The sequence below is a fragment of the Candidatus Nitrotoga sp. BS genome, from assembly GCF_927797785.1.
Lineage (GTDB): Bacteria > Pseudomonadota > Gammaproteobacteria > Burkholderiales > Gallionellaceae > Nitrotoga.
Map to the genome: position 1 here is coordinate 1 of NZ_CAKMLL010000121.1, position 26,562 is coordinate 26,562.

General features: G+C 49.6%; 26 protein-coding genes, 1 pseudogene and 1 riboswitch. Of the genes and pseudogenes, 12 read left to right on the top strand and 15 right to left on the bottom strand.

Going from position 1 to position 26,562, the window contains the following annotated elements; translation table 11 throughout:
* Positions 1 to 85: 85 nt before the first annotated feature.
* Genes MJ769_RS14270 through MJ769_RS14285 form a run of 4 tightly spaced genes read right to left on the bottom strand, consistent with a single transcriptional unit; the run spans position 86 to position 2,458 of the window.
* On the bottom strand, positions 86 to 394 hold the full coding sequence (locus tag MJ769_RS14270) for a DUF167 domain-containing protein (RefSeq protein ID WP_239237811.1): 309 nt from the start codon (positions 392 to 394) through the stop codon (positions 86 to 88).
* A complete protein-coding gene (locus MJ769_RS14275; RefSeq protein ID WP_239237812.1) occupies positions 391 to 954 on the bottom strand; it encodes a YggT family protein in 564 nt (187 codons plus the stop codon). Before MJ769_RS14275 ends, MJ769_RS14270 begins: the two co-directional genes overlap by 4 nt.
* On the bottom strand, positions 948 to 1,763 hold the full coding sequence (gene proC / locus MJ769_RS14280; RefSeq protein WP_239237813.1) for a pyrroline-5-carboxylate reductase: 816 nt from the start codon (positions 1,761 to 1,763) through the stop codon (positions 948 to 950). The genes MJ769_RS14275 and proC overlap by 7 nt, the downstream gene beginning before the upstream one ends.
* A complete protein-coding gene (locus MJ769_RS14285; protein ID WP_239237814.1) occupies positions 1,760 to 2,458 on the bottom strand; it encodes a YggS family pyridoxal phosphate-dependent enzyme in 699 nt (232 codons plus the stop codon). The genes proC and MJ769_RS14285 overlap by 4 nt, the downstream gene beginning before the upstream one ends.
* 164 nt (positions 2,459 to 2,622) lie before the next feature.
* Here MJ769_RS14285 and MJ769_RS14290 point away from each other — a divergent pair, with 164 nt between their 5' ends.
* Together MJ769_RS14290 and MJ769_RS14295 are read left to right on the top strand one after the other, a co-directional pair.
* On the top strand, positions 2,623 to 3,666 hold the full coding sequence (locus MJ769_RS14290; RefSeq protein WP_239237815.1) for a type IV pilus twitching motility protein PilT: 1,044 nt from the start codon (positions 2,623 to 2,625) through the stop codon (positions 3,664 to 3,666).
* Between the two features lie 24 nt (positions 3,667 to 3,690).
* Positions 3,691 to 4,827 (top strand): PilT/PilU family type 4a pilus ATPase, encoded by a 1,137-nt coding sequence (locus MJ769_RS14295; RefSeq protein WP_239237816.1) that lies wholly within the window; start codon positions 3,691 to 3,693, stop codon positions 4,825 to 4,827.
* A 222-nt stretch (positions 4,828 to 5,049) separates the two neighbouring features.
* Here the strand turns inward: MJ769_RS14295 and phoU are convergent, their stop codons facing one another.
* Together phoU and rpiA are read right to left on the bottom strand one after the other, a co-directional pair.
* Positions 5,050 to 5,757, bottom strand: coding sequence for a phosphate signaling complex protein PhoU (gene phoU, locus MJ769_RS14300; protein WP_239237817.1), 708 nt, complete (start codon positions 5,755 to 5,757; stop codon positions 5,050 to 5,052).
* A gap of 68 nt (positions 5,758 to 5,825) precedes the next feature.
* Complete coding sequence (gene rpiA / locus MJ769_RS14305) at positions 5,826 to 6,485, bottom strand: ribose-5-phosphate isomerase RpiA (RefSeq protein ID WP_239237818.1); 660 nt, start codon at positions 6,483 to 6,485, stop codon at positions 5,826 to 5,828.
* 246 nt (positions 6,486 to 6,731) lie between these two features.
* Between rpiA and MJ769_RS14310 the strand changes: the two genes are divergently transcribed.
* Positions 6,732 to 7,289 carry a class I SAM-dependent methyltransferase gene (locus MJ769_RS14310; protein ID WP_239237819.1) on the top strand — a complete coding sequence of 186 codons (558 nt, stop codon included), beginning with the start codon at positions 6,732 to 6,734 and terminating at the stop codon, positions 7,287 to 7,289.
* 101 nt (positions 7,290 to 7,390) lie between these two features.
* Here MJ769_RS14310 and MJ769_RS14830 read toward each other — a convergent pair whose 3' ends face one another.
* The 7 genes and pseudogenes from MJ769_RS14830 to def all read right to left on the bottom strand — a co-directional run bounded on the left by MJ769_RS14830 (position 7,391) and on the right by def (position 13,568).
* Positions 7,391 to 7,516 carry a helix-turn-helix domain-containing protein gene (locus MJ769_RS14830; protein ID WP_445083102.1) on the bottom strand — a complete coding sequence of 42 codons (126 nt, stop codon included), beginning with the start codon at positions 7,514 to 7,516 and terminating at the stop codon, positions 7,391 to 7,393.
* A gap of 159 nt (positions 7,517 to 7,675) precedes the next feature.
* Positions 7,676 to 8,044 (bottom strand): annotated as a pseudogene (locus tag MJ769_RS14835) (response regulator); the annotation flags it as partial.
* A gap of 2 nt (positions 8,045 to 8,046) precedes the next feature.
* Positions 8,047 to 10,170 (bottom strand): ATP-binding protein, encoded by a 2,124-nt coding sequence (locus MJ769_RS14320; RefSeq protein ID WP_239237821.1) that lies wholly within the window; start codon positions 10,168 to 10,170, stop codon positions 8,047 to 8,049.
* Positions 10,171 to 10,173: 3 nt separating this feature from the next.
* Positions 10,174 to 10,770, bottom strand: coding sequence for a DUF4390 domain-containing protein (locus tag MJ769_RS14325; RefSeq protein WP_239237822.1), 597 nt, complete (start codon positions 10,768 to 10,770; stop codon positions 10,174 to 10,176).
* Positions 10,745 to 12,031 (bottom strand): 16S rRNA (cytosine(967)-C(5))-methyltransferase RsmB, encoded by a 1,287-nt coding sequence (rsmB, locus tag MJ769_RS14330; protein ID WP_239237823.1) that lies wholly within the window; start codon positions 12,029 to 12,031, stop codon positions 10,745 to 10,747. Before rsmB ends, MJ769_RS14325 begins: the two co-directional genes overlap by 26 nt.
* 1 nt (position 12,032) lies before the next feature.
* The gene (gene fmt, locus MJ769_RS14335) at positions 12,033 to 12,980 is read right to left on the bottom strand and encodes a methionyl-tRNA formyltransferase (protein ID WP_256445732.1); all 948 of its coding nucleotides are present in this window, start codon (positions 12,978 to 12,980) and stop codon (positions 12,033 to 12,035) included.
* Positions 12,981 to 13,064: 84 nt separating this feature from the next.
* A complete protein-coding gene (gene def, locus MJ769_RS14340; RefSeq protein ID WP_239237825.1) occupies positions 13,065 to 13,568 on the bottom strand; it encodes a peptide deformylase in 504 nt (167 codons plus the stop codon).
* A gap of 121 nt (positions 13,569 to 13,689) precedes the next feature.
* On the opposite strand from def, the gene MJ769_RS14345 reads away from it, so the two are divergent.
* The 4 genes from MJ769_RS14345 (at position 13,690) to topA (ending at position 19,101) form a co-directional block, all read left to right on the top strand.
* Positions 13,690 to 14,730: a LysM peptidoglycan-binding domain-containing protein gene (locus MJ769_RS14345; RefSeq protein ID WP_239237826.1), complete on the top strand. Its 1,041-nt coding sequence runs from the start codon at positions 13,690 to 13,692 to the stop codon at positions 14,728 to 14,730.
* Between the two features lie 11 nt (positions 14,731 to 14,741).
* Positions 14,742 to 15,809 carry a DNA-processing protein DprA gene (gene dprA, locus MJ769_RS14350; RefSeq protein ID WP_239237827.1) on the top strand — a complete coding sequence of 356 codons (1,068 nt, stop codon included), beginning with the start codon at positions 14,742 to 14,744 and terminating at the stop codon, positions 15,807 to 15,809.
* Positions 15,810 to 16,051: 242 nt separating this feature from the next.
* Positions 16,052 to 16,516 carry a DUF494 family protein gene (locus MJ769_RS14355; protein ID WP_239237828.1) on the top strand — a complete coding sequence of 155 codons (465 nt, stop codon included), beginning with the start codon at positions 16,052 to 16,054 and terminating at the stop codon, positions 16,514 to 16,516.
* A gap of 23 nt (positions 16,517 to 16,539) precedes the next feature.
* Positions 16,540 to 19,101 carry a type I DNA topoisomerase gene (topA, locus tag MJ769_RS14360; RefSeq protein ID WP_239237829.1) on the top strand — a complete coding sequence of 854 codons (2,562 nt, stop codon included), beginning with the start codon at positions 16,540 to 16,542 and terminating at the stop codon, positions 19,099 to 19,101.
* A gap of 195 nt (positions 19,102 to 19,296) precedes the next feature.
* On the opposite strand, the gene MJ769_RS14365 is transcribed toward topA, so the two are convergent.
* The gene (locus MJ769_RS14365) at positions 19,297 to 19,776 is read right to left on the bottom strand and encodes a DUF4124 domain-containing protein (protein WP_239237830.1); all 480 of its coding nucleotides are present in this window, start codon (positions 19,774 to 19,776) and stop codon (positions 19,297 to 19,299) included.
* A gap of 176 nt (positions 19,777 to 19,952) precedes the next feature.
* Positions 19,953 to 21,104, bottom strand: coding sequence for a class I SAM-dependent methyltransferase (locus MJ769_RS14370; RefSeq protein WP_239237831.1), 1,152 nt, complete (start codon positions 21,102 to 21,104; stop codon positions 19,953 to 19,955).
* 55 nt (positions 21,105 to 21,159) lie between these two features.
* On the opposite strand from MJ769_RS14370, the gene MJ769_RS14375 reads away from it, so the two are divergent.
* From MJ769_RS14375 to MJ769_RS14395, 5 genes are all read left to right on the top strand, one after another.
* On the top strand, positions 21,160 to 21,900 hold the full coding sequence (locus tag MJ769_RS14375) for a pteridine reductase (protein WP_239237832.1): 741 nt from the start codon (positions 21,160 to 21,162) through the stop codon (positions 21,898 to 21,900).
* Between the two features lie 8 nt (positions 21,901 to 21,908).
* Positions 21,909 to 22,757, top strand: coding sequence for a tRNA 2-thiocytidine(32) synthetase TtcA (gene ttcA / locus MJ769_RS14380; RefSeq protein WP_239237833.1), 849 nt, complete (start codon positions 21,909 to 21,911; stop codon positions 22,755 to 22,757).
* Positions 22,758 to 22,841: 84 nt separating this feature from the next.
* Positions 22,842 to 23,774, top strand: coding sequence for a chitosanase (locus MJ769_RS14385; protein WP_239237834.1), 933 nt, complete (start codon positions 22,842 to 22,844; stop codon positions 23,772 to 23,774).
* 85 nt (positions 23,775 to 23,859) lie between these two features.
* Positions 23,860 to 23,960: riboswitch (TPP riboswitch) on the top strand.
* Between the two features lie 31 nt (positions 23,961 to 23,991).
* The gene (gene thiC, locus MJ769_RS14390) at positions 23,992 to 25,905 is read left to right on the top strand and encodes a phosphomethylpyrimidine synthase ThiC (RefSeq protein WP_239237835.1); all 1,914 of its coding nucleotides are present in this window, start codon (positions 23,992 to 23,994) and stop codon (positions 25,903 to 25,905) included.
* 473 nt (positions 25,906 to 26,378) lie between these two features.
* On the top strand, positions 26,379 to 26,562 hold a 184-nt coding region (locus MJ769_RS14395), incomplete at its 3' end, for a hypothetical protein (protein WP_239237836.1).

Consider the following 26,562-nt stretch of genomic DNA (forward strand, 5'->3'; position numbering starts at 1 on the left):
CGAAATGGGACGCGCTCCATTCATCAGAAATATTGGATTTTTAGAGGTGCCCTTATATTAAAAGCGGTGCGCAGCACCTTTAATTTTATTTCGTTTTGAACACCTTTTTAGAGTCAAGCAAACTCTCCGGTTCCAATGTGCTGCCATTTATCAGCACTACTTTATGGCGCGACAGCGCCCCTTGCTTTAGCTCGACGTTGCATAGTGGAACATCAAAACTGCCAGCAATGAAGCGTAGCAACGATTCATTGGCACGTCCCTCAATGGGTGGGGCAGCTAGGCGGATCTTCAGTGCATCACCATGCAAACCGATCACCTCAGTGCGTTTGGCACCCGGCTGAACATGTAACACCAGCTTAATAATAGTTCCTTCTCGGCGATACCACACGTTCAAAACAGACTCAGGACCAAGCCTTCCAGCCAACGTAGCGGCACGATCAGGATGAGTTGGCACAGGATAAGCAGTAGTAGCAACGTGAGGTCTATATTGCCGAAGGGTGGAATACGTCGCTGCAGGGGTAGAAGGAAAGGCTGCGTCACTGCGGCCATCAAGCTTGCTATCGATGAATGTGGATTTAACCACGATAATAATGCTTGGATAAACAGCGCCGCCATGAGCAAGTATATGCTGAGCTTGAGCAGCTTGACTGCTGTCCACATAAGCAATCCAAACATTGGAAAATCAACAGGCAAACCTTGTAGCAAGAGCGTGGCGGCGAGATAAATCGCTTCCACCACGAAAGCCAGCAGCAAGGCTGCGATATCGAAACTCCAGGCAGAAGGAATAAACCGGCGCGCTCGCAGTACCAAAAAATTGGTAAGTGCCATTATGAATGCACCCAGTGGATTGCGCATCGGCGCGCGCAGCCATTGCAAGTGGAAGCGCAGTAGCAATATAACAGCGAACGGCTGCAGTAACGTGTCAAGCAAAAATTGTAGCGCTTCACTCAGCATGGGACATTCCCCAGCTCATCTCCCATTTCTCTGGCGCGCTTGGCAGCAGCCTGCACTGCCGTAACAATATGTTGCTTGACCACATTGGACTCCATGCAGAGCAAAGCACGCTCGGTAGTGCCATTTTTGGAAGTAACGCGCGCTCGTAACACGCTCACATCATCGCTACTGGCATTTGCAAGTTTAACTGCACCGCTGAAAGTATTGATTGCCAAGTGACGCGCCGTTTCTGCATCGAAGCCAAGTTCGCTGGCCGCCTGTTGTAGCGCCTCGATAAAATAAAATACATAGGCGGGGCCACTTCCAGACACTGCAGTAACCGCATCCATCATTTCTTCGTCTTTCAGCCATATCGTACTACCCACCGCAGCGAGTATGGTTTGTGCTGTGTTGCACTGCGCTTTGCTTACCGCAGGTAGTGCATACAAGCCAGAAACGCCGCTCTGAATTAAGGCGGGTGTATTGGGCATGGCGCGCACAACGTTTTGCGAACCCAGCCAATGCGCCAGATCAGCGGCGCGAATACCGGCCGCTATCGAGATCAGCAATTGCCCAGTCAGCAATGGTGCCAGGCTGGTTGCGACCCCATGCAACTGCTGCGGCTTTACCGCTAATACAATTACATCACTACCTGTCACCCCCACTCCCAGATCGGCTACCGCTTGTACCCCAAATTCATTGTGTAATTTAGCATGGTTGCTGACATTGATTTCCACGACGCTCACCTGCGCAGCAACAAAATTCTGTTTAAGCAAGCCGCCAATGAGTGCGGTCGCCATGTTGCCGCCTCCGATAAAACAAACTTTCATTGATTTTCTCCGTAATTTCTTTCCCCAAAGATTGCCGTCCCGACACGCACGATAGTCGCCCCTTCAAGTATTGCCGCACTTAAATCATGCGACATTCCCATCGATAGCGTATCCAGTGCCAACCCTTGCGTATTGATCTGCTGCATAAGCTCGTGCAGCTTAAAAAATGGTATGCGTTGGGCTTCTAATCCTTCAGCAGGCGCAGGAACAGCCATCAGTCCGCACAACTTAAGGTGTGGCAAACACGCCACAGCCTGTGCCAGTTCTACCAATTCGCCAGGCACCACACCGCTCTTACTGCCTTCTCCGCTCACATTAACTTGTATACATACATTTAATGGCGGCAAAGTGGCTGGCCGCTGTGCTGACAGGCGCTCAGCGATTTTTAGTCTATCAACGCTGTGTACCCATGCGAAATGCGTTGCAATGGCCCGCGTTTTATTACTCTGAACCGGCCCGATAAAATGCCACTGTATCGGTAAGTCACGTAGCTTCTCAATTTTATCCAGGGCTTCCTGAATGTAACTTTCGCCGAAAGCGCGTTGCCCAGCCTGGTATGCTTCGCACACTGCAATAGCAGAAAAATTCTTGCTCACTGCCAGCAGCTCAACACTTCCCTTGCGCCGACCTGCCATACACACTGCCTGTGTAATAGCATGATTGACAGCTTGCAAGTTGGAAGTGATCGCGGTCATAATTAACTGGTAGTTAAACCATCATGCTTCATTAAATTTGTGATAATTGCGCAGTATCTTGTCTGATAGGCGTCAATGTTAAGTCGCGGTAGAGGCATAGCTAGTCACGCCCTTAACTTATTTTCATGCGATAGTTCAGTTCTTCGAATTAATTGGGATTATATATGGACATTACCGAACTGCTTGCTTTTGGTGTCAAAAACAAGGCTTCCGATTTGCACCTGTCTGCTGGTTTGCCACCAATGATTCGAGTGCATGGCGATATTCGCAAGATCAACCTGCCGGCGATGCTACACACGGAAGTGCATGCCATGGTATATGACATCATGAACGACGGGCAGCGCAAAATTTATGAAGAAAACAAGGAGATTGATTTTTCTTTTGAGATTCCGGGGCTTGCACGTTTCCGCGTAAATGCCTTTGTCCACCAGCGCGGTGCAGGTGCTGTGTTGCGTACGATTCCATCCAAGATATTGACCCTAGAAGACCTCAAAGCACCAAAAATTCTGGAAACTATTGCCGATTATCCGCGGGGCATGGTGTTAGTGACAGGTCCAACCGGATCAGGTAAGTCCACTACGTTGGCAGCAATGGTTAATCATCGCAACGAACATGAAATGGGGCACATCCTGACCGTGGAGGATCCGATTGAATTTGTGCATGAAAGTAAAAAGTGTTTGGTTAATCAGCGGGAAGTCGGTGCGCATACTCTTTCATTCCAAAACGCCTTACGTAGCGCATTGCGCGAAGATCCAGATATTATCCTAGTAGGTGAAATGCGCGATTTGGAAACCATACGCCTAGCTATGTCTGCAGCTGAAACCGGTCATTTGGTTTTCGGAACACTACATACCAGCTCTGCGGCTAAGACTATCGACCGCATCATTGACGTTTTCCCTGCTGACGAAAAGGAAATGGTGCGCGCCATGTTGTCAGAATCACTGCGTGCGGTCATATCACAAACCTTACTTAAAACAAAAGACGGTACCGGACGTGTGGCAGCCCATGAAATTATGATTTGTACGCCGGCCATCCGTAATTTGATTCGCGAAGCCAAAGTGCCACAGATGTATTCCTCCATTCAGACCGGCGGTGCTCTTGGAATGCAAACGCTAGATCAATGCTTGCAAGATCTGGTCAAGCGCAACGTTGTATCTTCTGCAGAAGCACGCACCAAGGCTGCAAACAAGGATGCGATTGTCGGTTAATCAGCGGGATAACAGGAGTTCATCATGGAAAGAGATCAAGCTACCGAGTTAATGCATAATCTGCTGCGCGGGATGATTTCCCAGAAGGCATCTGACCTGTTTATCACTGCTGGATTCCCACCTGCATTTAAGGTGGATGGCAAGATGACCCCCGTTTCACAGCAGGTGCTTACACCGCAGCACACGATGGAACTAGCGAGTAGCATCATGAACGACCGCCAAGCCGCCGAATTCGAAGCTTCACACGAGTGTAACTTTGCCATCAGTCCGGCCGGCATTGGCCGCTTCCGCGTTAATGTGTTTATGCAACAGCAACGTACTGGCATGGTGTTGCGAACCATCACCACCAAGATTCCCGACCTTACGCAAATGGGGATGCCAGAAGTGCTAAAGGATGTGGCAATGACCAAACGTGGACTGGTCGTTCTTGTTGGCGGCACCGGCAGCGGTAAATCCACAACATTGGCAGCCATGCTTGGCTACCGTAACCAAAACACTTACGGTCACATCATTACCATCGAAGATCCGGTTGAGTTTGTGCATGAGCATATCAACTGCCTTGTCACTCACCGCGAAATTGGAGTAGACACTGATTCCTGGCAAGTCGCATTGAAAAACACATTGCGCCAGGCACCGGATGTTATTTTCATCGGTGAGATACGCGACCGTGAAACCATGGAATATGCTGTGACATTTGCTGAGACAGGCCACCTGTGCATGGCTACCCTGCATGCCAACAGTGCGAATCAGGCGCTGGATCGCATTATCAACTTCTTCCCGGAAGAGCGTCGCGAGCAGTTGCTAATGGATTTATCTCTTAATATTAAGGCACTTGTTTCACAGCGCCTAATCCCTCGCGTGGATGGGATAGGTCGCTCAGTTGCCATGGAAATTATGCTTAACTCACCGCTTATCTCTGACTTGATCTTCAAAGGCGAGGTGCTTGCTATCAAGGGCGTGATGTCCAAATCGCGCGAGCTTGGGATGCAGACCTTCGATCAAGCGCTGTTCGATCTGCACGAAGCCAACCTGATCAGCTATGGAGAAGCGCTAAAGAATGCCGACTCGGTCAACGATCTGCGCCTGCGTTTCAAGCTGGAAGGTAAAAATTCCAAGGATCTCGACATGATGGCGGGACTGGATCACTTGCAGATGACTTGATCAGTTTAGATCCGAAGAAATTCCAGTTCACTACGATTGGTGAAAGTGCAACCTGCGCGATTATTATTGTCAGTGACAGCTATAAAATCGAAGCGCAGTGCGAGTATGAATTCATGAATGCGGGTCTGCTTCCTCTGTCATTTGCTTTATCACTCATGCATGACTGAAACTTTACCGGCAGTTTATGCGCCAATGATGAGGGTGCATAAACTTGCCCCGAAATCACTTTAAAACTTCGCGTTCAATTTCTTCCACGGTGACATGGCGTACGTCTTTGCCCTTGACCATATAAACCACATATTCAGACATGTTCTTGGCATGATCACCAATTCGCTCAATGGCTTTGGCGACGAACAGAATTTCCAACGCAGTAGAGATGGTGCGCGGGTCTTCCATCATGAAGGTGATGAGGTAGCGCATGATGGTGCGGAATTCCTCATCAACCAACTCATCCTGACGCACCACTTGAGCCGCATAGGCAAGATCAAGACGGGCAAAGGCATCCAGCGATTTGCGTAGCATGTCCAGAGCCAGTTCTGCGGCATGCTTGATCTCCGTATAACGTGGCAGGATGAGCCCGTTTCTCTGCGACAGCAGTTTACCCATGCGCGCAATTTTTTCCGCCTCATCGCCGATACGTTCGAGATCAGTAATAGTCTTGATTACCGTCATCACCATACGCAAATCACCTGCGGCAGGCTGGCGGCGAGCGATAATCTGATTGCAGCTTTCGTCGATTTCTACCTCCATCGCGTTAACGCGATGATCATCATTAATAACGCGGTTCATCAGCGGCACATCGCCACTCATCAGCGCCTCAATAGCGAGCCGAATTTGACTTTCCACCAACCCACCCATTTGTAATACTCGCGCACGCACCGCTTCCAGCTCGGCATCAAATTGCTTAGAGGTATGTTCAGTGGAGACCATGATTCAGATCCTTCTTATGGTAAATATTGGGTGATGCTACTCGCGTATTGTGACAATTTTGTTACATACTAAGCAGTAAAGATTTGCACCCCGCTTGCAGTTCCCAGCAACAGCACGTCTGCCCCACGACGTGCAAACAGGCCATTACTGACCACGCCGACGATATTATTTAACGTGACTTCCAGCTCAACTGGGTTCAATATTTTTAGACCAGATACATCAAGAATGCAGTTGCCGTTGTCAGTAACAAAACCCTCACGCAATTTTGGCTGCCCACCTAGCAGGACCATCTGCCGTGCCACATAGCTGCTAGCCATGGGGATTACCTCCAGCGGCAATGGGAAGTTCCCAAGCACATCCACTAACTTGCTGGAGTCGCATAAACAAATAAATTTTTTGCTCGCGGCGGCAATTATTTTTTCACGCGTCAGTGCGCCGCCACCGCCCTTAATCATATGCAAATGACGAGTAATCTCGTCTGCCCCATCTACATAAACAGGTAAGCTACCCGCATCATTCAGTGGAACCACATGGATACCATGCTCTTTTAAGCGCTGCGCTGAAGCTTCGGAGCTGGCGACCGCACCGCATATTTTTTTCTTGATCTTTGCCAGCTCGTCTATAAAAAAATTAGTCGTCGAGCCGGTGCCTACTCCCACGATGCAATTCGCCGGGACATACGCTATTGCGGCTTGTGCCACCGCGAGCTTTAATTCATCTTGCGTCATAGTTATGCTGCCTCAATTTAACAAATATTATTTCTCGTCTTGGATTATTGCAGGAATTCACACTTTTAGAAACACTTGGCATCTTTCATATTATGATATCTTTACAAACTATCATGCGGTCTTGCTAAGCAAGCTGTCCCCAGTAAATTGGTGGCCTTACTTGCTATCACTATGCATTTACCATAGCCAAGTTAACCTTAGCCAAGCAATTGAAGTGCTTCGTAGAGCTAACACTATTATTAATAGATGACAAAACTTAACAGCGACACTGCTCCATTACAACACGAGGGTATTCCATCGCCATGGATTTGCCATTATGCTCAATTGATTCGTAAAGGCGGCCAGGTGCTCGATTTGGCTTGTGGCAGCGGACGCCATACGCGCTGGCTTGCGGCCAACCACTGGCAAGTAAATGCAGTAGATCGTGATGAGCAAGCTCTTGCCAGGTTGCAACAGCTACCTAATGTATCAACCATGATCGCAGATTTGGAGAATGATACTTGGCCATATTCTGACCATCGTTTTGACGGCATCGTTGTCAGCCGTTATCTGCATCGGCCACTTTTGCCAAAACTAATTGAGTCGCTGCGCGCTGGTGGAGTGCTGATTTACGAAACCTTCATGGATGGCAATGAGCGCTTTGGGCGACCAAAAAATCCAGATTTTTTGCTGCGCTCTAATGAACTATTGGAAGTTTTCTTCCCGCACCTGACAGTAATTGCCTATCAACAAGGTGAATTTCAAGAGCCAGATCCTGCCGTCATGCAGCGTGTTTGCGCAGTGTCTAAACGACTCAACAATTAATTCGAGAAAAATCATCAGAATAAATATGGCTTACACAGCTCAAGCTATATTTATTTTATATTTTACGTCCTACATCAACCTGGTATTTTCGTTTAAAAGTGTTAATTTTCGTCCAGATTCTTCTTGGCGAATTTAACATCGAGCTGTTTTAATTTGCGATACAAATGAGTGCGTTCCAAACCAACGTTCTTCGCCACACGGGTCATATTGCCGTTCTCTTTATGCATGTGGTAATTAAAATAAAGACTATCAAAATGATCACGTGCTTCGCGTAATGGCAAATCGAGCGGCAACGCGAATTGTGCCGCAGCCTCCCAAATGGTTGCCACGCTTCCCCTGTCAGTTAAATCTGCCGATATAACCTCCTGCCGAATATTGGATGTTGCACCTAACCTGATTGCCTTGGCAACAGCATCAAGCAATTTCTGTAACGCAATCGGTTTTTCAAGAAAGTCCACCGCGCCAATGCGAGTCGCCTCTAGTGCTGTTTCTATGGTGCCATGCCCTGACATCATGATCACTGGCATAGTCAACAAGTTCTGTTCCACCCACTCTTTAAGCAGACTGACGCCATCGGTATTCGGCATCCAGATGTCCAGCAACACTAAATCTGGCACCTGCCGGTTGCGAAAATCGCGTGCTTGGATAGCATTTTCAGCCAGGTGCACATGATAACCTTCGTCAAACAAGATCTCCGATAGCAACTCGCGTATTCCGATCTCATCATCTACCACTAGAATTTCTTTAGTTGCCATTTTCACACAACCTCTATTAACAAGGGCAAGGTAACACTTACTCGCGTTCCACCAGCTATTATATTTTCAATGGCAATACTGCCACCGTGTTCTTCCACGATTTTTTTCACTATTGCCAAGCCTAGCCCAGTTCCCTTGGGCTTAGTCGTCCGGTAAGGTTCGAAAGCGCGCGCCAATAAACTTTCAGGGAAACCACTACCATTGTCTTGTACACACAGCTTTAATGTGTCGCCTTCATCTGCCGTGCTCAGAATAATTTCTTTTTGTGTCACGTTTAGTAAAGCGTCATACGAATTCTGTAACAAATTATGAATCACTTGACGTAAGCGAGTCGCATCACCCTTAACCCAAGTTTGGGTCGCATTCAAGCGCAAGGTGATCGGGCTGCTGTTAGCTTCATACAACCCGAGCACTTCGCGCAGTAGCTGGTGCATGTCCAGCAACACCAGCTTGGGAGCAGGCATCCGGGCGTAATCGGCGAATTCCGTTACCATGTTTTTCATTGCTGCCACTTGACTTACGATAGTCTGCGTGGCTCGCTGTAATAGCTGTGCATCGTTACCTTCCAGCTTGGCGCTCAACTTGTGCTGAAGACGCTCCGCAGATAACTGAATAGGTGTAAGCGGATTTTTGATTTCGTGCGCTAAGCGACGTGCCACTTCACCCCACGCGGCCTGACGTTCCGCTTGCAGCAAATAGGTAATATCGTCGAACACCACCACGTAACTATTGTCCGTCGCTGTTGACAACCGAGTGCCGCGCATTAACAAAATCTGTTCCCCATTTTTGCTAAGTCGCTCAATTTGACGCTGCCATTCGCCACTTGCCACTTCGTTAAATGCCTGTATGACCGCATCAGAAAAGGGGCGTAACAGGGGATGCCGTTCAGCGATTTCCCCTAAGGGTACATCCTGTATCTCCAGGAGCGATACCCCAAGTATCAGCGCAGCACTACTGTTGACAGAACGTAGTCTAAATTGCTCATCCACCACTAAAACGCCAGATGATAGGTGTGCCAGCATGCTTTCCAGGTAGGCTTTAGCATCTTCCGCTTGGCGCTGTTGCTGCTCGCTCGAGGCTTTAGCATCGGCCAGTTGTAACGTCATCTGGTTGAACAGTCCAGTCAGAGCACCCAACTCATCACCACTTTTAATCGGATGCTGACGCGAAAAGTCGCCCTGCGCTACTGCGCGCGTTCCTTCGGCCAGCGCGGCGAGCGGTGCACTGAGGCGATCACTGATAAAAAAAGCTGCTGACACTGCGCTCAACAACACGATCAACAGTGATAGCGTCAGCGTGATGCCAAACAAGCGCTTCAATCCCAAACGAGACAATGACAGCTCTTGATAATCGCGATATACCGCCCGCACCATTTCTGCGTCAGCGGCAAGCTGTTTGGTTACTGGCTGTGTCAGCTGCAGAATAAGCGACTCAGCCGACAATTGTTGTTGCTTAACCATCACCAGCGCACGCAATATCAGGCTGTTATCAGGCAGTGTATCAACGATACTATTTAGTCCCCGCTGGTCTGCTTCATCAAGCATTTCGGCGTTCGGCGTATCTGGAGGTGGCTTGTGGCTGCTACTGGCAAACGCAAGTAGCTTTCCGCTTTTGTTAAACAGTGCAACATCCTGAGCAGTACTGTTGCCTACTAGCTGGGTCAACGTTTTTGTGTACTGATCTGGAGATTGTTTTGCAAGCAACTGGGCGGAGGACTGACCTTGTTTGCTCAATTCATTAAGACTCGTTTCCAGCGCATTTCGGCCCAGGTTCAAACCGCCCTCCAACGCTTTTTCTACCCGAAGATCGAACCACGACTCGATGCTCTTATCAAGAAACTGTACTGAGATAGCATACACCAGCAAACCGGGCAGGATCGCAATCAAAATGAAAAACAGCGTCAGACGTAAGGTGAGTTTCGCACCGAATACTTGTGCCTTGAGCTTGCCGCGTAACTGCCATAATTGATAGCAAACCAGCATAGTTAGGCACAATGCCAAGACCCCAGCAAACGTCAGCAGCACATAGTAATTGCGCGAAAATAGCTCCGTATTGGCGCTGGCGCTTGACAGTAGATAAAGCAGGAAACCGCCAAGCAGTGCGCTGCTAAAAATCAAGTACTTCACTACCTACTCACTTTCGCGGTCAACAGTAGATGCGATGGGGCGCACTATCCAGCGATACCAATTGGAATCAAAGTTCCAATCTTGGTTGGCCAAGGCGTTGACTTGTAAAGGCTTTGGTAATTGCGTTACATCCAGGCGCATTCGAATGGCAGCAATATAGTCCACTTTTTTGGTTAATAGCGAAGCATCAATAGGTGCAGCAGACTGGTGACTGATAATACGAAGTGCATCGCCCAAGCTAGAAAAGTTTTGATACAGCGAGCCACGTTTGATGCGGTATTGGCGTGTCAGTTTGTTGTAAGATAGTTTGGCAGTTTGTTCATTTTTTTCAATAACCTCATCCAGCCAGTACCAACGCGGACGAATCAGGGTGAACTCGGTAATGAAATATAGCGGCACCCCAAGCGTCAGCGCTTGATCTACGACAAAACTCAGGCTAACGTCGAAATCAGCCGAAAGCTGGTAACTGCCGTCAGAAAACCGCACCTCTGTTTTACGTACTGAGATGCCTTCGGCACAGGCGACCGAAACGCCTAGCCAAAATGCCAGCAGCACGGCCAGCAACCGCGCCAGGCTATGCCTGTTTTTGCAGTAATGCATAAAAGAAACCATCGCGCTGGTCATCGGGGAAAAGTTGACCTTCATTTAAATTGGGTACGGACAGCAGCAATTGCTTGCCATCACTATGTTGGTTTAAAAATTCATTGATAACCTGCTGGTTTTCTTGTGCAAAAATAGAGCAGGTTACATATAACAACTTCCCATCTCTTTCCAGCAACCGCCACAACGCACAAAGAATATGCAACTGCTGTTGCGCGAACCCAGTAATATCGTCCGGTCGACGCAGCCACTTTATATCGGGATGGCGACGCACCACACCGGAGGCGGAGCAGGGTACATCGGCCAAAATTCGATGGAATGGTTTTCCATCCCACCAGTTATCGGGCTGTGCCGCATCACCGTTTTGTAACTGTGCATGCAATTGCAGACGTTGCAGGTTTTCACGTACCAATTCCAAACGATGTGCATTTTTGTCCAAGGCGAGCAGATCAAGTTTCGCTAGCTCCAGTAGGTGGGTAGTCTTTCCGCCCGGTGCAGCGCACGCATCGAGTACCCGCATACCGTCTTGCACATCCAGCAAGCGTGCTGCATATTGTGCACCCGCATCCTGCACTGAAACCAAACCGTCGAAAAATCCTGGTAACCTATTTACCGGGAGAGGGTTTCTCAACAGCACAGCATCTGGCTCGATCAGATCGGCCTGAATATCATGCTGCACTAGTAGTGCCAGATAATTTGCAGCACTGATGCATCGACAGTTCACACGCAACGTCATAGGTGGATGCTGGTTACCCGTTAACAAGATAGCCTCCGAATGCCTTCCATATTGCGCCTGCACTGCAGATATCCACCATTGCGGATAGGCATAGCGGCCTTCCTCGCTGGCAGCCGCGACTGACAGTAACGTCTCGCGGTTGCGCAAAAAATTTCGCAGCACCGCATTTGCCAATCCTCCAGCTGCTGCATTGCACTGTCGAACAGCGCGCACGGCATGATCTACCACCGCATGGGGCGCAGCTTTGGTATGCTGAAGCTGATATAAAGCCACTAATAACAGGCAACGTAGTTGCGCATCCTGAACTGGCTTATGCAACAATTGATCTAACACGCGTGCTAACTGACCGTAAAAACGTAGCGTACCATAGCTCAAATCCTGTAGCGTACCACGTTGCTGTGGCGTCAATTCGGGTCTCATTTGCCCAGGCGTAGCCTGCAAAGCCGCACTCAATGTCTGACTCAGGTTGCGTCCGGCCAACACTTGGCAGACAACATGGCTGGCCCCCCGTTGTGCTATATCCATATCAGAGAAATGACGTACAACGGTCGCCTGGATGCACTGCAAATCCCTGCATAAAATGCATCGCAGGTAATGCCTTGGCATTCTGGCGCTGCAACATCTCAAGACATAATGCTCCTTGGCCGCACGCCACAATAATGCCGTTTTTTTCTATAGCCAGCACCGTTCCTGCTTCACCTTCAACTCCGTCGCGCACGCTGGCTTGCCAGATTTTGACTAGCACCCCATTAAGAACTGTAGATGCGACAGGAAAAGGATTGTAGGCATGCACCGCACGAATGATTTGCATGGCATTTTCTGACCAGTCAATTAGCGCTTCTGGTTTGCTGAGCTTGGCCGCATACGTTGCTTCGGCCGCATTCTGAGGTACAGACTGTAATTTACCCTGCTCCAGCAAACGCAGTGCCTCGACGATAGCTTCAGCACCCAATTCCGCCAATTTAGCATGCAATGTTTGCGTGGTGTCATGTGCAGTGATCGAACAGGACTTTTTAAGCAACATATCGCCGGTATCGAGCCCTGCATCCATTTGCATAATGGTAATGCCAGTTTTGTCGTCACCCGCCAGAATGGCGCGCTGAATAGGTGCCGCGCCGCGCCAGCGCGGCAAAAGTGAAGCGTGAATATTCAGGCAGCCGTAGCGTGGCAACTGCAGTAGCGCTGAAGGCAATATTAGTCCATAAGCCGCCACCACAATTACATCCGCCGCATAGTTGGCAAGCTCTTGTTGCACATCGACAGACTTTAATGAAGTAGGCTGTAGTACTGGCAGGTTACGCGCTAACGCAAGTTGCTTGACGGGACTAGCGGTGAGTCGCATACCGCGGCCAGCAGGCCTGTCTGGCTGGGTTAACACCGCGACCACAGTAAATTGTTGCACCAGCAACGCCTCTAGTGCGGTGGCGGCAAATTCTGGAGTGCCGGCAAAAATGATCTTTAGGGAAGAGTTGATTATCAGGGCACCTTTAAATTAATGGTGGTTTTCATTTCAGGCAAAACGCAACGCAGTAGCTTGAGAAAAGTATTTTTGAAATACCTACATCGTTTCACGGCGTTGCTTCTTAAGCTTGGTTCGGAGACGAGATTGTTTGAGCGGCGAAAGATATTCAACAAATACCTTGCCCTTAAGATGATCCATTTCATGTTGAATGCAGATCGCCAGCAACCCCTCCGCTTCAAGCGTGAAAGATTCACCCTGCCTATTGAGTGCGTGCACGGTGACACGTTCGGCGCGGCGAATTTTTTCATATACCCCGGGAACCGACAAACAGCCCTCCTCGCACATGCTCTCGCCACTACTAGCAGTGATTTCCGGATTAATGAGCGCCAACAACTGATCATGGGTCTCGGAAATGTCTATCACAATGATCTGTTGATGGACATTCACCTGAGTCGCGGCCAGACCAACGCCCGGCGCAGAATACATAGTTTCGGCCATATCCGAGACAAGTTTGCGGGTAGTGGCCGTTACTTCATGCACTGGTGCTGCAACGGAATGTAACCGTTCATCCGGATATTGCAATATTTGTAAAATTGCCATAAATGCTTGCTAATTTAAATAACTAGGGGCAAAATTTGAAACGTATCACACAAACATTGTGCAATACTTGTTGTTCTTCAGCCTGGCGAAAAACTGGGTTTCCAAGCAAAATGGAGTTTCCATGCAAAAGATTATTATATCGCTGATTTGCTGTTTATTGCCTACCTTCGCTTTTGCTGATACGGTTAAAATCCATGACAATGCACCGGATAGCCACATTGTGGTGAAAGGGGATACGCTATGGGACATCTCCGCCAAATTTTTCGAGGATCCGTGGAAATGGCCGCAAATTTGGGGCTTAAACAAAACTTCCATTAAAGATCCGCACTGGATTTACCCTGGTGACGTGGTTCATTTGGATCGTACAAACGGTACACTGCACATAGGTCAAATTATAAAAGCCGAGGCGAAAGTCGAAGCAGGCCAATCTGAAAGCGTGAAACTTTCCCCTCGGGTTTATGAGCAAAGGAGTGCGCACAACGCAATCCCCAGTATTCCAGCCGAGGCCATCGAACCTTTCCTCAGCAGGCCACTAATAATTGAGAAAGATGGGCTGTCTAACGCACCAGCTATAGTTGGTGCCCTCGAGAAACGCGTCCTTCTGGCCACTGGAGATATAGCATACGTTAAAGGCCTATCTAAAGACCAGGGGGTACAGTGGCAAATTTATCGTCCAAGCAAAGCACTGCTTGACCCGGAGAGCAAGGAGGTACTGGGATACGAGGCAATTTTTCTAGGTGATGCAGAGGTCGAAAAGTTCGCCGATATAAGCACACTTAGGGTCGTTAAAGCGCTTAATGACATTAACAAAGGTGATCGGCTTATCCAGGCTTCAGAAGAGTTAGCCGGAAGCTATGTTCCCCGCATTCCAGACAGCCAGATTGCAGCACGAGTGATCTCTATTTATGCCGGCGTTTCTCAAGCGGGTCAACATTCCGTTGTAACCCTCAACAAGGGACTACATGACGGCCTTGAAAATGGACATGTACTGGCGCTATATCGCAAGGGAGATGTGGCCAAGGAAAATGGGGAAACCCTTACTCTACCGGATGTGCGCTACGGTCTGTTATTTGTATTCCGTACTTTTGACAAAGTAGCCTATGCCCTGGTGATGCGAACCCGATTGCCCGTGCAACTGTTGGATAGCGCGCTGACGCCCTGACTCCACAACCTATGGACGCTGAACTTGCGTCATGGCTTGCCCTGAACCAGATACCTAGTTTAGGCAATGAGGGTTTGCGCCGTCTGCTACAAGCATTCGGTACTCCTACCCAAGTCTTCGCTACGCCAGTGCATAGTCTCCAACAAGTAGTCCAGCCAGCTATCGCTGCAACCATCTCACAAGGCTGGAACGAAGAAAAGCTAGCACCCATTGCCAGTTGGCTGACTGATCCGCACAATCATATTGTCACATTGGCTGACCCTGAGTATCCGCAGGCTCTGCTTAATATTTCCGATCCACCATTATTGCTGTATGTAAAAGGACGGGTTGCATTGCTTAACCAACCGGCGCTAGCGGTTGTTGGTAGTCGTAACGCCACCCCACAAGGGCTAAACAATGCGGAGGCTTTTGCGCAGGCGGCAAGTGCGGCTGGGCTGTGTATTGTCAGTGGCATGGCGCACGGCATAGACGCTGCAGCACATCGCGGGGGGTTGCGCGAGTGCGGCTCCAGCATAGGCATTGTTGGCACCGGGCTGGACAAAGTTTACCCTGCCGCCAACCGCCAACTGGCGCACCAATTGGCGCAGGAAGGCGCGTTGGTTTCCGAATTTTCATTAGGCACTCCGCCAATAGCGGCAAATTTTCCACGCCGCAATCGCATCATCAGTGGTCTTAGCTTAGGATGTCTGGTGGTCGAAGCCTCTCTGCAAAGCGGCTCACTGATTACTGCCCGTATGGCATTGGAACAAGGGCGTGACGTCTTCGCCATTCCCGGCTCCATCCACGCCCCACAGACGAAAGGATGCCATCATTTGATCAAGCAGGGCGCTAAACTGGTAGAGTGTGCGCAAGACATCCTAGAGGAACTGGGACGATTCTCTGCCAGCACGACCTTGCAATCTTCCGCACTCGAAGAACACCCTTTGTTAGTGCATTTAGGTTTCGATCCGGTAGATATGGACAGCTTGAGCCAGCGCAGTGGCTTGACGATTGGGGCGCTATCCGCCATCCTGTTGCAACTGGAGCTGACCGGTGACATCGCAACATTACCAGGTGGGCTTTACCAACGTATAAATTAAAATTGTAATTATTCGGGTCGGGCAACCTGTCGGACTTAAAGGGCTTTGGCTGCAAACTGGCAAAAATTGCCCTCGCCCAGCCTAATTTGTGCTTGAATTATTCAAGTCCGACAAGCTGTTAGTGGAACAAAGTTTCCTACAGGAGAAAATAGAGCTGTAACTATTCATAACCCCTTGCTCCTATGTTTAATTAATTACGCCTAGTTTAATAATTACCTACAATCAATTTTTATCGGGGCACTATGTTTGATATTTTAATATTTTTATTTGAAAGTTATTTTCATGCTGGCCGCTATCCCAATTCAGACAAGCTATCCCGTAAGTTATCCGCCGCCGGATTTGAAGATGAGGACATTACTCGGGCGCTGACGTGGCTGTCTGGTCTAGAGCAGTTGAATAAAGCAAACTATCCATCCGCTATTAATGAGAGCAGCGGGCGTTTTTATGCCGACCTGGAAATCAAACGCGTTAGCTTTGAAACACTTCGCTTTCTGACATTTTGGGAACAAAACAAGATAATCACACCCGTAGAACGGGAAATGATCCTCGACCGCGCGGTTGCCTTGAACCGTGACAATTTGCCCCTGGATCAAATTAAACTAATCGTTCTCATGGTGCTGTGGAATCAACGTCAAGACTTGGATCCATTAATAGTCGAAGATCTGCTTATTCCCGTTATTCCGGCCGATTCCAGTCGCTTACATTAAACATTAAAATCAAAAATATCACCATGGCGAGCAACCTACTAATCGTTGAATCCCCGGCCAAAGCCGTCACCCTGAAAAAATATCTGGGTAAAGATTTTGAAATACTGGCGACCTATGGACATGTGCGCGACCTGATACCAAAATCAGGTGCTATCGACACTGAACATGATTTTGCCATGCAGTACGAAACCATTGCTCGAAACAGCAAACATGTAGACGCCATCGCCAAAGCCGCTGCTCAGGCAGATCACATCTATCTGGCACCTGACCCCGATCGCGAAGGAGAAGCCATTGCATGGCATGTCGCTGAGCTGCTCAAAGGCAAACGCAACTTAAAAAACAAATCCATGCAGCGGGTCGTATTCTACGAAATCACCCAGTCTGCGGTACTTGAAGCGGTTGCACATCCGCGTGAAATTTCCATTCCCTTGGTTAACGCGCAACAGGCGCGACGTGCGCTGGATTACTTGGTGGGTTTCAACCTTTCGCCGCTGCTGTGGCGAAAAATACGCCCCGGGCTTTCAGCCGGACGCGTGCAAAGCCCGGCGCTGCGCTTGATCGTGGAACGAGAATTAGAAATTGAGGCCTTTCGCTCACAGGAATATTGGACTGTCCATCTCGACAGTCAGAAGAATAGCCAACCATTCACCGCCAAACTGTTTCAATATCAAGGGAAAAAGCTTGAGCAACTGGGTATAGCCAGCGAGACGGAATACCGCAAGATTTTTGATAACATCAGTGCCGCTAAATTGCCGCCGCGCGTGGTGCGCGTGGAGAAGAAAGCCAAGCAGCGCTATGCTGCGGCTCCGTTCACTACCTCCACCCTGCAGCAGGAGGCGGCGCGCAAACTAGGCATGTCCACTGATCGGACTATGCGTTTTGCCCAACAGCTTTATGAAGGGATCGACATCGGTGGTCAAACAGTAGGACTGATCAGTTATATGCGTACCGATTCCGTCACGCTGGCACAGGAAGCCCTACAGGAAATACGTAGTTATATCGCTGCACAATTTGCACCGGACTATTTGCCTAAAGCTGCGCCAATCTATAAAAGCAAAGCCAAAAATGCGCAGGAGGCTCACGAAGCAATACGGCCGACCTCGATTAATCGTACCCCGGATAGTATGCGGGAATTTCTCACCATTGATCAAGCACGGCTCTATGAAATTATCTGGAAGCGAACCCTCGCATGCCAAATGGCTCCCGCGCGTTTCGATACTGTAAGCCTTGATATCCGTCTTGGCGGGGATGACACCCTGTTTCGTGCCAGCGGCCAAACCCTCGTATTTCCTGGCTTTATCGCTGTCTACCAAGAAGGCCTGGATGACAGCGAAGAAGAAGAAAACAAAAAACTGCCCCCTCTGGAAGAAGGGGAGACCATCCCTCTTGACAAGCTCTATGGTGAACAGCATTTTACCCAGCCGCCACCGCGATTTTCCGAAGCGAGCTTAGTAAAAACTTTAGAAGAGCATGGCATCGGGCGTCCCTCAACTTACGCCAGCATTATTTCCACGCTCCAGGCTCGTGAATACGCATTGCTCGACAAAAAACGATTCAAGCCGACCGACGTCGGACGTGTTGTTATCCGTTTCCTCACAGAACATTTTACGCGCTATGTTGATTACGGATTTACAGCGCAAATGGAAGATGAGCTGGATGAAGTTTCAGATGGCAAACGCGATTGGATACCCGTATTGAACGATTTCTGGCATCCCTTCGCAGCGCTTATACAAGATAAAAAAAACATTGAGCGTAAAGATGTAACACAAGAACTAATCGACGAAGCCTGCCCCAAGTGCGGCAAGCCTTTATCGACCCGCCTGGGCAAACGTGGCAATTTTATTGGCTGCACAGCCTACCCGGAGTGCGACTACACTCGCAACCTCACAGCTGAAACCGATACGGGGGAAATGCGCAAGGAACTGGGAAACGATCCAGTCAGTGGTCTGCCGGTGTTATTGCTACGCGGTCCTTATGGTTATTACATACAACTTGGTGAAGTAGAAGTCGGTTCTAAAACAAAACCGAAACGTATTTCCTGGCCAAAGGAATTACCGCCAGAGAATGCAGATCTTGCTGCTGCAACAGAACTGTTACAACTTCCCAAGGAATTGGGACTCCACCCCGAAAGCGGTAAAAAAATTATCGTCAACATTGGACGCTTCGGCCCTTATGTCGGACACGATGGAAAATTTAAATCCATTCCCAAGGGAGACAGTGTTTTCACCATACAACTGGATCGTGCAGTAGCATTATTAGCAGAGGCAAGAACTTCCAACACTGTGTTACGAGAGCTGGGCGTACATCCTGATGATCAAAAGCCGGTGGAGGTCTGCAATGGTCGCTATGGACCCTACGTAAGACATGGGAAGGTTAACGCCACGCTGCCTAAAGACGTATCTCCGGAAGAAATAACATTACAAGAAGGTTTGGCACTGCTGGCAGAACGGGCGGCAAAAGGGCCATCCTTAAAAAAAGCCACAGCCAAGAAAAAGACTGCGGCTCCGAAAAAAGTTGCTACTCCGAAAAAAGTTGCTGCCCCAAAAAAAGTTGCTGCCCCAAAAAAGTCTGCTACCAAGAAGTAATATGTCCGTTAGCTGAACCAGCACCTCAAAATCTCCCTCGATCAAGCTATCAGATTCCGAACATATATGCAGGAAAGTTGATACAGGGAGTCATGGGCTTCCATGCCACGTGTGCGCAAGATATTTACATAATGATTTGCTTCTTCCGCCCAACGCTAGCAGCTCTGAATAGCTAGCCAGAAAAACACACAGAATTTACTCGAATTTGCGCAGCTCAACCTTAAGCGCTTCGACATTCTTGTCGTGTAGCATGACCTGCTCCTGCAAGGCTTTTAAATTTTCTTCAAATTTGGCCGCATTTCGATAGCTCTTACCGTCTTTATCCTCCATATTTGTTGAGTTTTCTTTACCATTTTTCAGGTTCTGTCGAGCTTCTTCGACCAGCTTTTGTTCTGCGGACAACTCTTCTTCAAGTATCTCGCGACGCAAGTTATCGCGGTTTTTCTGTGTGGTCCGATCTACCTTGAGGGAATCAGAAGGTGCAACGTTATTGCGTGCGCGCGCAGGAGATGGCACGACAGTCAGCGGCTCCAAATCAAGTTTTTTGGAACCTTGTGCAGGTGTGCTGGAATATGTCACATGTCCATCAGCATCGACTTTTTTATATACTACCGCCTGTGCCCAGCTGATATAACCAGCACATAGGATAGTTAACAGGTAGTGTGGCTTCATCATTCTGTGCCTTACAAAAAGTATTTAGAATCAGTATAAATCCAAAGACAGCGTTTGTGATAAAACATGCGGGCTCTGCAAAGACAAGCCGGTGACTACGCATTTGGGTTTACAACACCACACCCAGCGAACGAATCGACTGATTACAAAGGGTACCCTAAATTTATTTATGGGTGCCCTTATAATAAACGTGACTTATCACCCGACACAAATCCACATAAAGGCGTATTCACTCCCTTACCCAGAGCAATTACTTTAAACAACTCACCCATCTCAGCAGGACTAGTCAACTTTTGTAGCTGTGCAGAAAGTGGAAAGTAGTCGAGAACATTTTCTGAATCGGTTTCCGTCAGTAATCCAGTAATTCCGCTGTTAATCAGGAAATAGGCTTGCGTCGTATAACCATACAGGTGCAACCCTGCATCAATGGCCGCTTCAGCTACGGCGGTAAAATCTACATGCGCAGTAATGTCCTGCAAACCGGGCAGAAAAAACGGATCATCATGTGCATGATGACGGTAGTGGCACATGAGTGTGCCTTGTATGCGCTGCGGATGGTAATACTCGCGCGCACCAAAACCATAGTCAATAAAAAGGAGCACCCCTTGATTTAAGCGCTCGCTCAGGCTGCTGACCAAGCCACGTGCGGCAAGCGACACCTCACTGAGAGTATCATCAGGCACTTTGATCTGTTGGGCAATTTCCCGCAACATTGAGTTTTCCGGTAGCCGTTCCTGCCATACAAAGTTTTCCCCCTCGTTTGCCACGCCACGCTCAACAATATATGCATCAGTCCAGCGCACCAGATGCACTGGCAGCGCATCTAGCACTTCGTTGGCGACAAGCACACCAGAAATGCTGTCTGGAAGCATATCCAGCCAATGTACGCGGTTAATTAAATGTGGCAAGCGCGCTTGCAGCAATGCTTGTTGCCGTTCGCGTAAGTCAGTACTTACTTCCAGAATGTCGTAACGTTCAGGCAGGCTATTCAGCTGTTCCAGTTCGCTCAAAATGTCAACAGCCAACTTACCGCTACCTGCACCGAGTTCTAAAATATGCGGGGTGCTTTGCGCCATAATTTCAACTAATTGTCGCGCCAATGTTCGACCGAATAACGAAGAAATTTCCGGCGCGGTGACAAAGTCTCCGGCTGCACCGAACTTGCGTGCCCCGGCACTGTAATAGCCCATTCCCGGTGCATATAACGCCAGCTCCATGAAGCGCGAAAAAGGAATCCACCCTCCTTGCCGCACGATGTCTTGATGAATCAGGTCACGCAGTTGATCGCTGTGAGCCTGAGCTTCGGAGGATGGCAAGGGCAGTGAGGGCATGATTGAGTGATGGGGATGTGTTAAATTACATACTGCGAGTTTAGTGGAGAGCACCATGCAAGGTAAAGTGGTATTAGTAACGGGTGGCGCAAAACGCGTGGGTGCGGCGATCTGCCGCAAGCTCCACGCAGCAGGGGCAGACATCGCGCTGCACTACCGTTCTTCTGTGCAGGATGCATTGGCCTTACAGTCAGAATTGCAAGCCGAGCGCCCCGACTCTGTGCTGAACATACAGGCCGACCTGCTGGACCCGCAAGCGCTGTCACAGCTGGTAGAGATAACTATCAGTCACTTTGGGCGGCTGGATGCGCTGGTTAACAATGCCTCCAGTTTTTTTCCTACATCGCTGGGCGATGTTAACGATCACAATTGGAACGACCTCATTGGCACCAACCTGAAAGCCCCGCTGCTGCTCGCACAAGCGGCTGCGAGGGAGTTGCGTCACAACCACGGCGCCATTGTCAACATAGTGGACATTCATGCCGAACGACCCATGCACGGCTACCTGCTATATAGCATTGCGAAGGGCGGGTTGGCGGCGCTCACGCGCGCTCTGGCGCAGGAAATGGCGCCGCAGGTGCGCGTCAACGCTATTGCTCCCGGCGTCATTGTGTGGCCTGAAAGTGCAGAATGGAGCGATGAGGCGCGGCGGAGAAAAGTCATCGCACACACTTTGCTCAAACGTGAAGGTGAGCCCGAGGACATTGCCCGCACTGTGAAATTTTTATTAAATGATGCGCCCTACATTACCGGACAAATTATTTCGGTGGATGGCGGACGTAGTATTAACCTTTGATTGACAATATGAACGCCATTACACACCCCATCCATTTTGAGCATCACTCCAGCAACTTTAACCGCTTGCGCGGACGGCTGGAACAGCAAGTTGGCCGTGCTATCGGCGACTTCAACATGATCGAGGAAGGCGACACCATCATGGTGTGTATGTCTGGTGGTAAGGACTCTTACACGCTGTTGGAAATTTTGCTTACGCTGCAAAAACGCGCACCGATTAATTTTCGCCTTATCGCTATGAATCTGGATCAGAAGCAGCCGGGTTTCCCGGAACATATACTGCCGGACTATTTCAAATCCCTGGGCATAGAGTATCGCGTTGAAACTCAGGACACCTATTCCATCGTCAAGGAGAAAATTCCAGAAGGCAAAACAACCTGCTCGCTTTGCTCACGCTTACGTCGCGGCATCATCTATCGCGTGGCCGGTGAGCTGGGTGCGAACAAGATCGCATTGGGCCATCACCGCGACGACATAATAGAAACGCTGTTCCTGAATATATTCTTTGGCGGCAAACTCAAAGCTATGCCACCAAAGCTGGTTACCGACAAGGGCGACCATGTGGTGATTCGTCCATTGGCTTATTGCGCCGAGAAAGACATTGCCAGTTTTGCCCGCACCCTTAAATTCCCCATCATCCCGTGTAATCTGTGCGGCGCACAGGAAAACCTGCAACGCCAGAATATCAAGGAAATGTTAACTGCGTGGGAGCGCCAGTATCCCGGTCGTAGCCAGTCCATCTTCACCGCCATGCAGAACGTTAAACCGTCACATTTGATGGACAACGAGTTGTTTGACTTTAAGAATTTCAATGTGGGAGATATGGTGGAAGAAGGCGATGTTGCATTTGATGGGTGAATGTTCAGCACAGCCAGCCAGGACAGATTAATTTCAGGTTATCAAGATATTAAAAAGCAACTTAAAAACTGAGGAGTGCCGATTATGTTGACAGCAACCCAAAAGAAAACCGCCGAGTCCCTCGTAAATATCTTCGAGACTGGCGAGGTGCTAGGTGATTACGGCCAAGTAACACTGATTGCTGGTGACACTGGGCACCTTACCTTCGGCCGATCACAGACCACACTAGGCTCAGGCAACCTGAATGAGTTAATGCAGCGCTATTGTGCAAACGCGGGTGCCCGCTTCGGCACTCGTTTAGCACCCTATCTGCCGCGTCTTGCGGCACGCGACCTTAAGCTGGATAAGGAATCCAAGCTGCATAATTTGCTACGTGCCAGTGCCGACGATAACGTTATGCGCGATACGCAGGATACCTTTTTCGATGATGCCTATTGGCAACCTGCCGCCCGTGCTGCGGAGCGCTTAAAGATCACCAGCCCGCTTGGGGTGGCGGTGGTATACGACAGTTTTGTACACGGCTCATGGAGATCAATGCGCAACCGCACCATACAGCAGGTCGGCGATATTCCCAGTTGTAACGAGCAAAAATGGATTGCCGCGTACATAGCCATTCGCCGCGCCTGGCTGGCCAAAAGTTCGCGTGCCGATTTACGCGCTACCGTCTATCGTATGGATACCTTCCAGCGCCTGATTGACCAGGATTATTGGGGGTTAGAACTGCCGCTGGTTGTACGCGGTCAAGAAATTTCCAGCGTCACGCTTACAGCCACGCCGCGCGGCTGTTACGATGGCCCGCAGCCCGGAACGCGCTCATTGGCGCTGCAATCACCTCTGCAACGGGGACTGGATGTGCGTCTTCTCCAGCTTGGACTGTCGGATCGCGGCGTGGACATTAAAGCGGATGGAATATTCGGTCAAACCTCACTGCGACTCATTAAAGAATATCAGTATACTCATAACCTGCCGGTGACCGGTGTCGTTGACTTGGAGTTGATCGCCCGGCTTGTTGAGTAATCTGTTAACGACACACCCACTTGCAACCCTTTTCCTATCGAAAATAACGCAAGCTTGCTTTCCCATCTCATTTACAGTAATTTGTTTGCTTGCGTAGGGGTCCTCGTCATCAATACGGCGAGGTGAGAGATACCCTTTGAACCTGTACGGATAATGCCGTCGTAGGGAAGCGTCAGTTATTACTATGATGCTCCTTGCTTTTTTGGAGCAACCCACCATGAATGCCCACCCGAAGTTTTTAAGCCAATCTGCCCACGTTGACGAGGCGGCAGTGCAGCCCTTACCCAATTCACGCAAAATTTATGTTGCCGGGTCACGCCCCGACATACAAGTGCCTATGCGCGAAATCTCGCAATCAGACACACCGGCCAGTATGAATGCAGAAAAAAACCCGCCGATATACGTGTACGACTGCTCCGGCCCCTACACCGACCCGGCCGCCACTATAGACATCCGTTCCGGTTTGTCGACACCCCGCACACCGTGGATTACCGAGCGTAACGACACCGATGAGTTATCCGGTCCGTCATCGCAATATGGCACCGAACGTCTGAATGATCCCGAGCTGGCCGAATTACGTTTCAACCTGCGCCGCCAACCGCGCCGCGCGAAAGCAGGCGCTAACGTCTCACAAATGCACTACGCTCGTTTGGGCATCATCACGCCAGAGATGGAATTCGTCGCAATCCGCGAGAATATGCGCCGCAAAGAGTACCTTGAAGAATTAAAAGCATCCGGTCCGATGGGAAACAAACTAGCCAATCTGATGGGCCGCCAGCATCCCGGCCAATCTTTCGGCGCCAGCATTCCGGCCGAAATTACGCCCGAGTTCGTGCGCGATGAAATTGCCCGTGGTCGCGCCATTATTCCCGCCAATATCAATCATCCCGAAGTTGAACCGATGATTATCGGCCGCAATTTCCTGGTAAAAATAAACGCCAATATCGGCAACTCGGCCGTCACCTCCAGCATCGGCGAAGAAGTTGAAAAACTGACCTGGGCGATTCGCTGGGGTGCCGACAACGTAATGGACCTCTCGACCGGCAAACATATCCACGAAACACGTGAATGGATCATACGCAATTCACCGGTGCCGATCGGCACCGTGCCCATTTACCAGGCACTGGAGAAAGTTAACGGCAAAGCCGAAGACCTGACTTGGGAAATCTACCGCGACACCCTCATTGAGCAAGCCGAGCAAGGCGTCGATTACTTTACCATTCATGCCGGCGTGTTACTCCGTTACGTACCGCTAACGGCCAATCGTATGACCGGCATCGTATCGCGCGGCGGTTCCATCATGGCCAAATGGTGTTTGGCCCATCATAAAGAATCGTTCCTGTACGAACATTTCGAAGATATCTGCGAGATCATGAAAGCGTATGACGTCAGCTTCAGTCTTGGCGATGGCCTGCGTCCCGGCTCGATTTTTGATGCCAACGACGAAGCACAACTGGGCGAATTGAAAACGCTGGGTGAACTCACCCAAATCGCATGGAAACATGATGTACAAGTGATGATCGAAGGCCCCGGCCATGTCCCCATGCACCTCATCAAAGAGAACATGGAGCTGCAACTGGATCAATGCCATGAAGCGCCGTTCTACACGCTGGGGCCGCTCACGACAGACATTGCGCCGGGTTACGACCACATCACCTCCGGTATCGGCGCGGCGATGATAGGCTGGTACGGCACGGCAATGCTGTGCTACGTAACGCCCAAGGAACACCTCGGCTTGCCGAATAAAGCGGATGTCAAAGAAGGCGTTATCACCTATAAGCTCGCGGCACATGCTGCCGACCTCGCCAAAGGCCATCCCGGCGCACAGATTCGCGACAACGCGCTGTCCAAAGCACGCTTTGAATTCCGCTGGGAAGATCAATTCAACCTTGGCCTCGACCCTGACAAAGCGCGCGAATTCCATGACGAAACGCTACCCAAAGATTCTGCCAAGGTCGCGCATTTCTGCTCCATGTGCGGGCCTCATTTCTGTTCGATGAAAATCTCGCAGGAGGTGCGGGACTATGCAGCCACTCAAGGCGTAGACGAACAAACCGCCCTTCAAAAGGGAATGGAACAAAAAGCGGTGGAATTCGTGAAACAGGGGACGAATATTTATAGCAAGGCATAATCATGCTGGCGCATCCGAAATCATCTGCTGAGATACTGGCCGCTTGTTGTCGGTAGTAGCGGCAGCTGATTTGATCTATTTCATCGCAACGCTATGGCTTTGAGACTTGCAGAAGCATAGCTCACGTTCGCAGCATAACTGAAGTTGTTGATGCGTACGACGATGAGCTAAGCTTCGCGGCATATAGCTGTTTTTCGAGGTTTAAATTTTTCAGCCGTCGGTGCGGGGGAAATCCAAAATGAGCGCGCATCACACAGCAATAAACCAGGGAAACGAAGCATGTCAATCTGCGCCTAGCGCCTCGTTAGAACGGACACCGCTCGTGGCTGCGCCCCACTGGACGACTTGCATGCCAGGCTCGTTCCAATTTCACTCCGTTGTCAGCTTCACTACTCGCCTGCCATAAACTCAAGCCGTCTGGCGGGAGGTGCCGCTTAACTCGAACCACGTTAGCCATTTCAAGGAAAGCATCAATGTACGATTTGATAAAGAAACAAATTACAGCAGACTATTTTCAGCAACGCTTCTCAAATGACGGGCAGCGCTTTGTTGCTTGGTACCTACGCAATGTGCTCTTCCGTGATATGAACGAAACAAGGGATGCTTGGATTCAAATTCGAAGTGCAACATTCAGTGTTGGCTTCGCCCATGTGCTGG

What these genes read in the sequence shown, in the direction of transcription:
- MJ769_RS14370 (WP_239237831.1), bottom strand. Translation starts at nt 21,104, where the DNA reads ATGCCCTCACTGCCCTTGCCATCCTCCGAAGCTCAGGCTCACAGCGAT.
- phoU (WP_239237817.1), bottom strand. Translation starts at nt 5,757, where the DNA reads ATGGTCTCCACTGAACATACCTCTAAGCAATTTGATGCCGAGCTGGAA.
- MJ769_RS14285 (WP_239237814.1), bottom strand. Translation starts at nt 2,458, where the DNA reads ATGACCGCGATCACTTCCAACTTGCAAGCTGTCAATCATGCTATTACA.
- MJ769_RS14345 (WP_239237826.1), top strand. Translation starts at nt 13,690, where the DNA reads ATGCAAAAGATTATTATATCGCTGATTTGCTGTTTATTGCCTACCTTC.
- MJ769_RS14290 (WP_239237815.1), top strand. Translation starts at nt 2,623, where the DNA reads ATGGACATTACCGAACTGCTTGCTTTTGGTGTCAAAAACAAGGCTTCC.
- rpiA (WP_239237818.1), bottom strand. Translation starts at nt 6,485, where the DNA reads ATGACGCAAGATGAATTAAAGCTCGCGGTGGCACAAGCCGCAATAGCG.
- thiC (WP_239237835.1), top strand. Translation starts at nt 23,992, where the DNA reads ATGAATGCCCACCCGAAGTTTTTAAGCCAATCTGCCCACGTTGACGAG.
- dprA (WP_239237827.1), top strand. Translation starts at nt 14,742, where the DNA reads ATGGACGCTGAACTTGCGTCATGGCTTGCCCTGAACCAGATACCTAGT.
- MJ769_RS14275 (WP_239237812.1), bottom strand. Translation starts at nt 954, where the DNA reads ATGCTGAGTGAAGCGCTACAATTTTTGCTTGACACGTTACTGCAGCCG.
- MJ769_RS14365 (WP_239237830.1), bottom strand. Translation starts at nt 19,776, where the DNA reads ATGATGAAGCCACACTACCTGTTAACTATCCTATGTGCTGGTTATATC.
- MJ769_RS14375 (WP_239237832.1), top strand. Translation starts at nt 21,160, where the DNA reads ATGCAAGGTAAAGTGGTATTAGTAACGGGTGGCGCAAAACGCGTGGGT.
- MJ769_RS14355 (WP_239237828.1), top strand. Translation starts at nt 16,052, where the DNA reads ATGTTTGATATTTTAATATTTTTATTTGAAAGTTATTTTCATGCTGGC.
- rsmB (WP_239237823.1), bottom strand. Translation starts at nt 12,031, where the DNA reads ATGGATATAGCACAACGGGGGGCCAGCCATGTTGTCTGCCAAGTGTTG.
- ttcA (WP_239237833.1), top strand. Translation starts at nt 21,909, where the DNA reads ATGAACGCCATTACACACCCCATCCATTTTGAGCATCACTCCAGCAAC.
- MJ769_RS14325 (WP_239237822.1), bottom strand. Translation starts at nt 10,770, where the DNA reads ATGCATTACTGCAAAAACAGGCATAGCCTGGCGCGGTTGCTGGCCGTG.
- MJ769_RS14295 (WP_239237816.1), top strand. Translation starts at nt 3,691, where the DNA reads ATGGAAAGAGATCAAGCTACCGAGTTAATGCATAATCTGCTGCGCGGG.
- def (WP_239237825.1), bottom strand. Translation starts at nt 13,568, where the DNA reads ATGGCAATTTTACAAATATTGCAATATCCGGATGAACGGTTACATTCC.
- MJ769_RS14310 (WP_239237819.1), top strand. Translation starts at nt 6,732, where the DNA reads ATGACAAAACTTAACAGCGACACTGCTCCATTACAACACGAGGGTATT.
- MJ769_RS14830 (WP_445083102.1), bottom strand. Translation starts at nt 7,516, where the DNA reads ATGCATAAAGAGAACGGCAATATGACCCGTGTGGCGAAGAACGTTGGT.
- MJ769_RS14385 (WP_239237834.1), top strand. Translation starts at nt 22,842, where the DNA reads ATGTTGACAGCAACCCAAAAGAAAACCGCCGAGTCCCTCGTAAATATC.
- topA (WP_239237829.1), top strand. Translation starts at nt 16,540, where the DNA reads ATGGCGAGCAACCTACTAATCGTTGAATCCCCGGCCAAAGCCGTCACC.
- proC (WP_239237813.1), bottom strand. Translation starts at nt 1,763, where the DNA reads ATGAAAGTTTGTTTTATCGGAGGCGGCAACATGGCGACCGCACTCATT.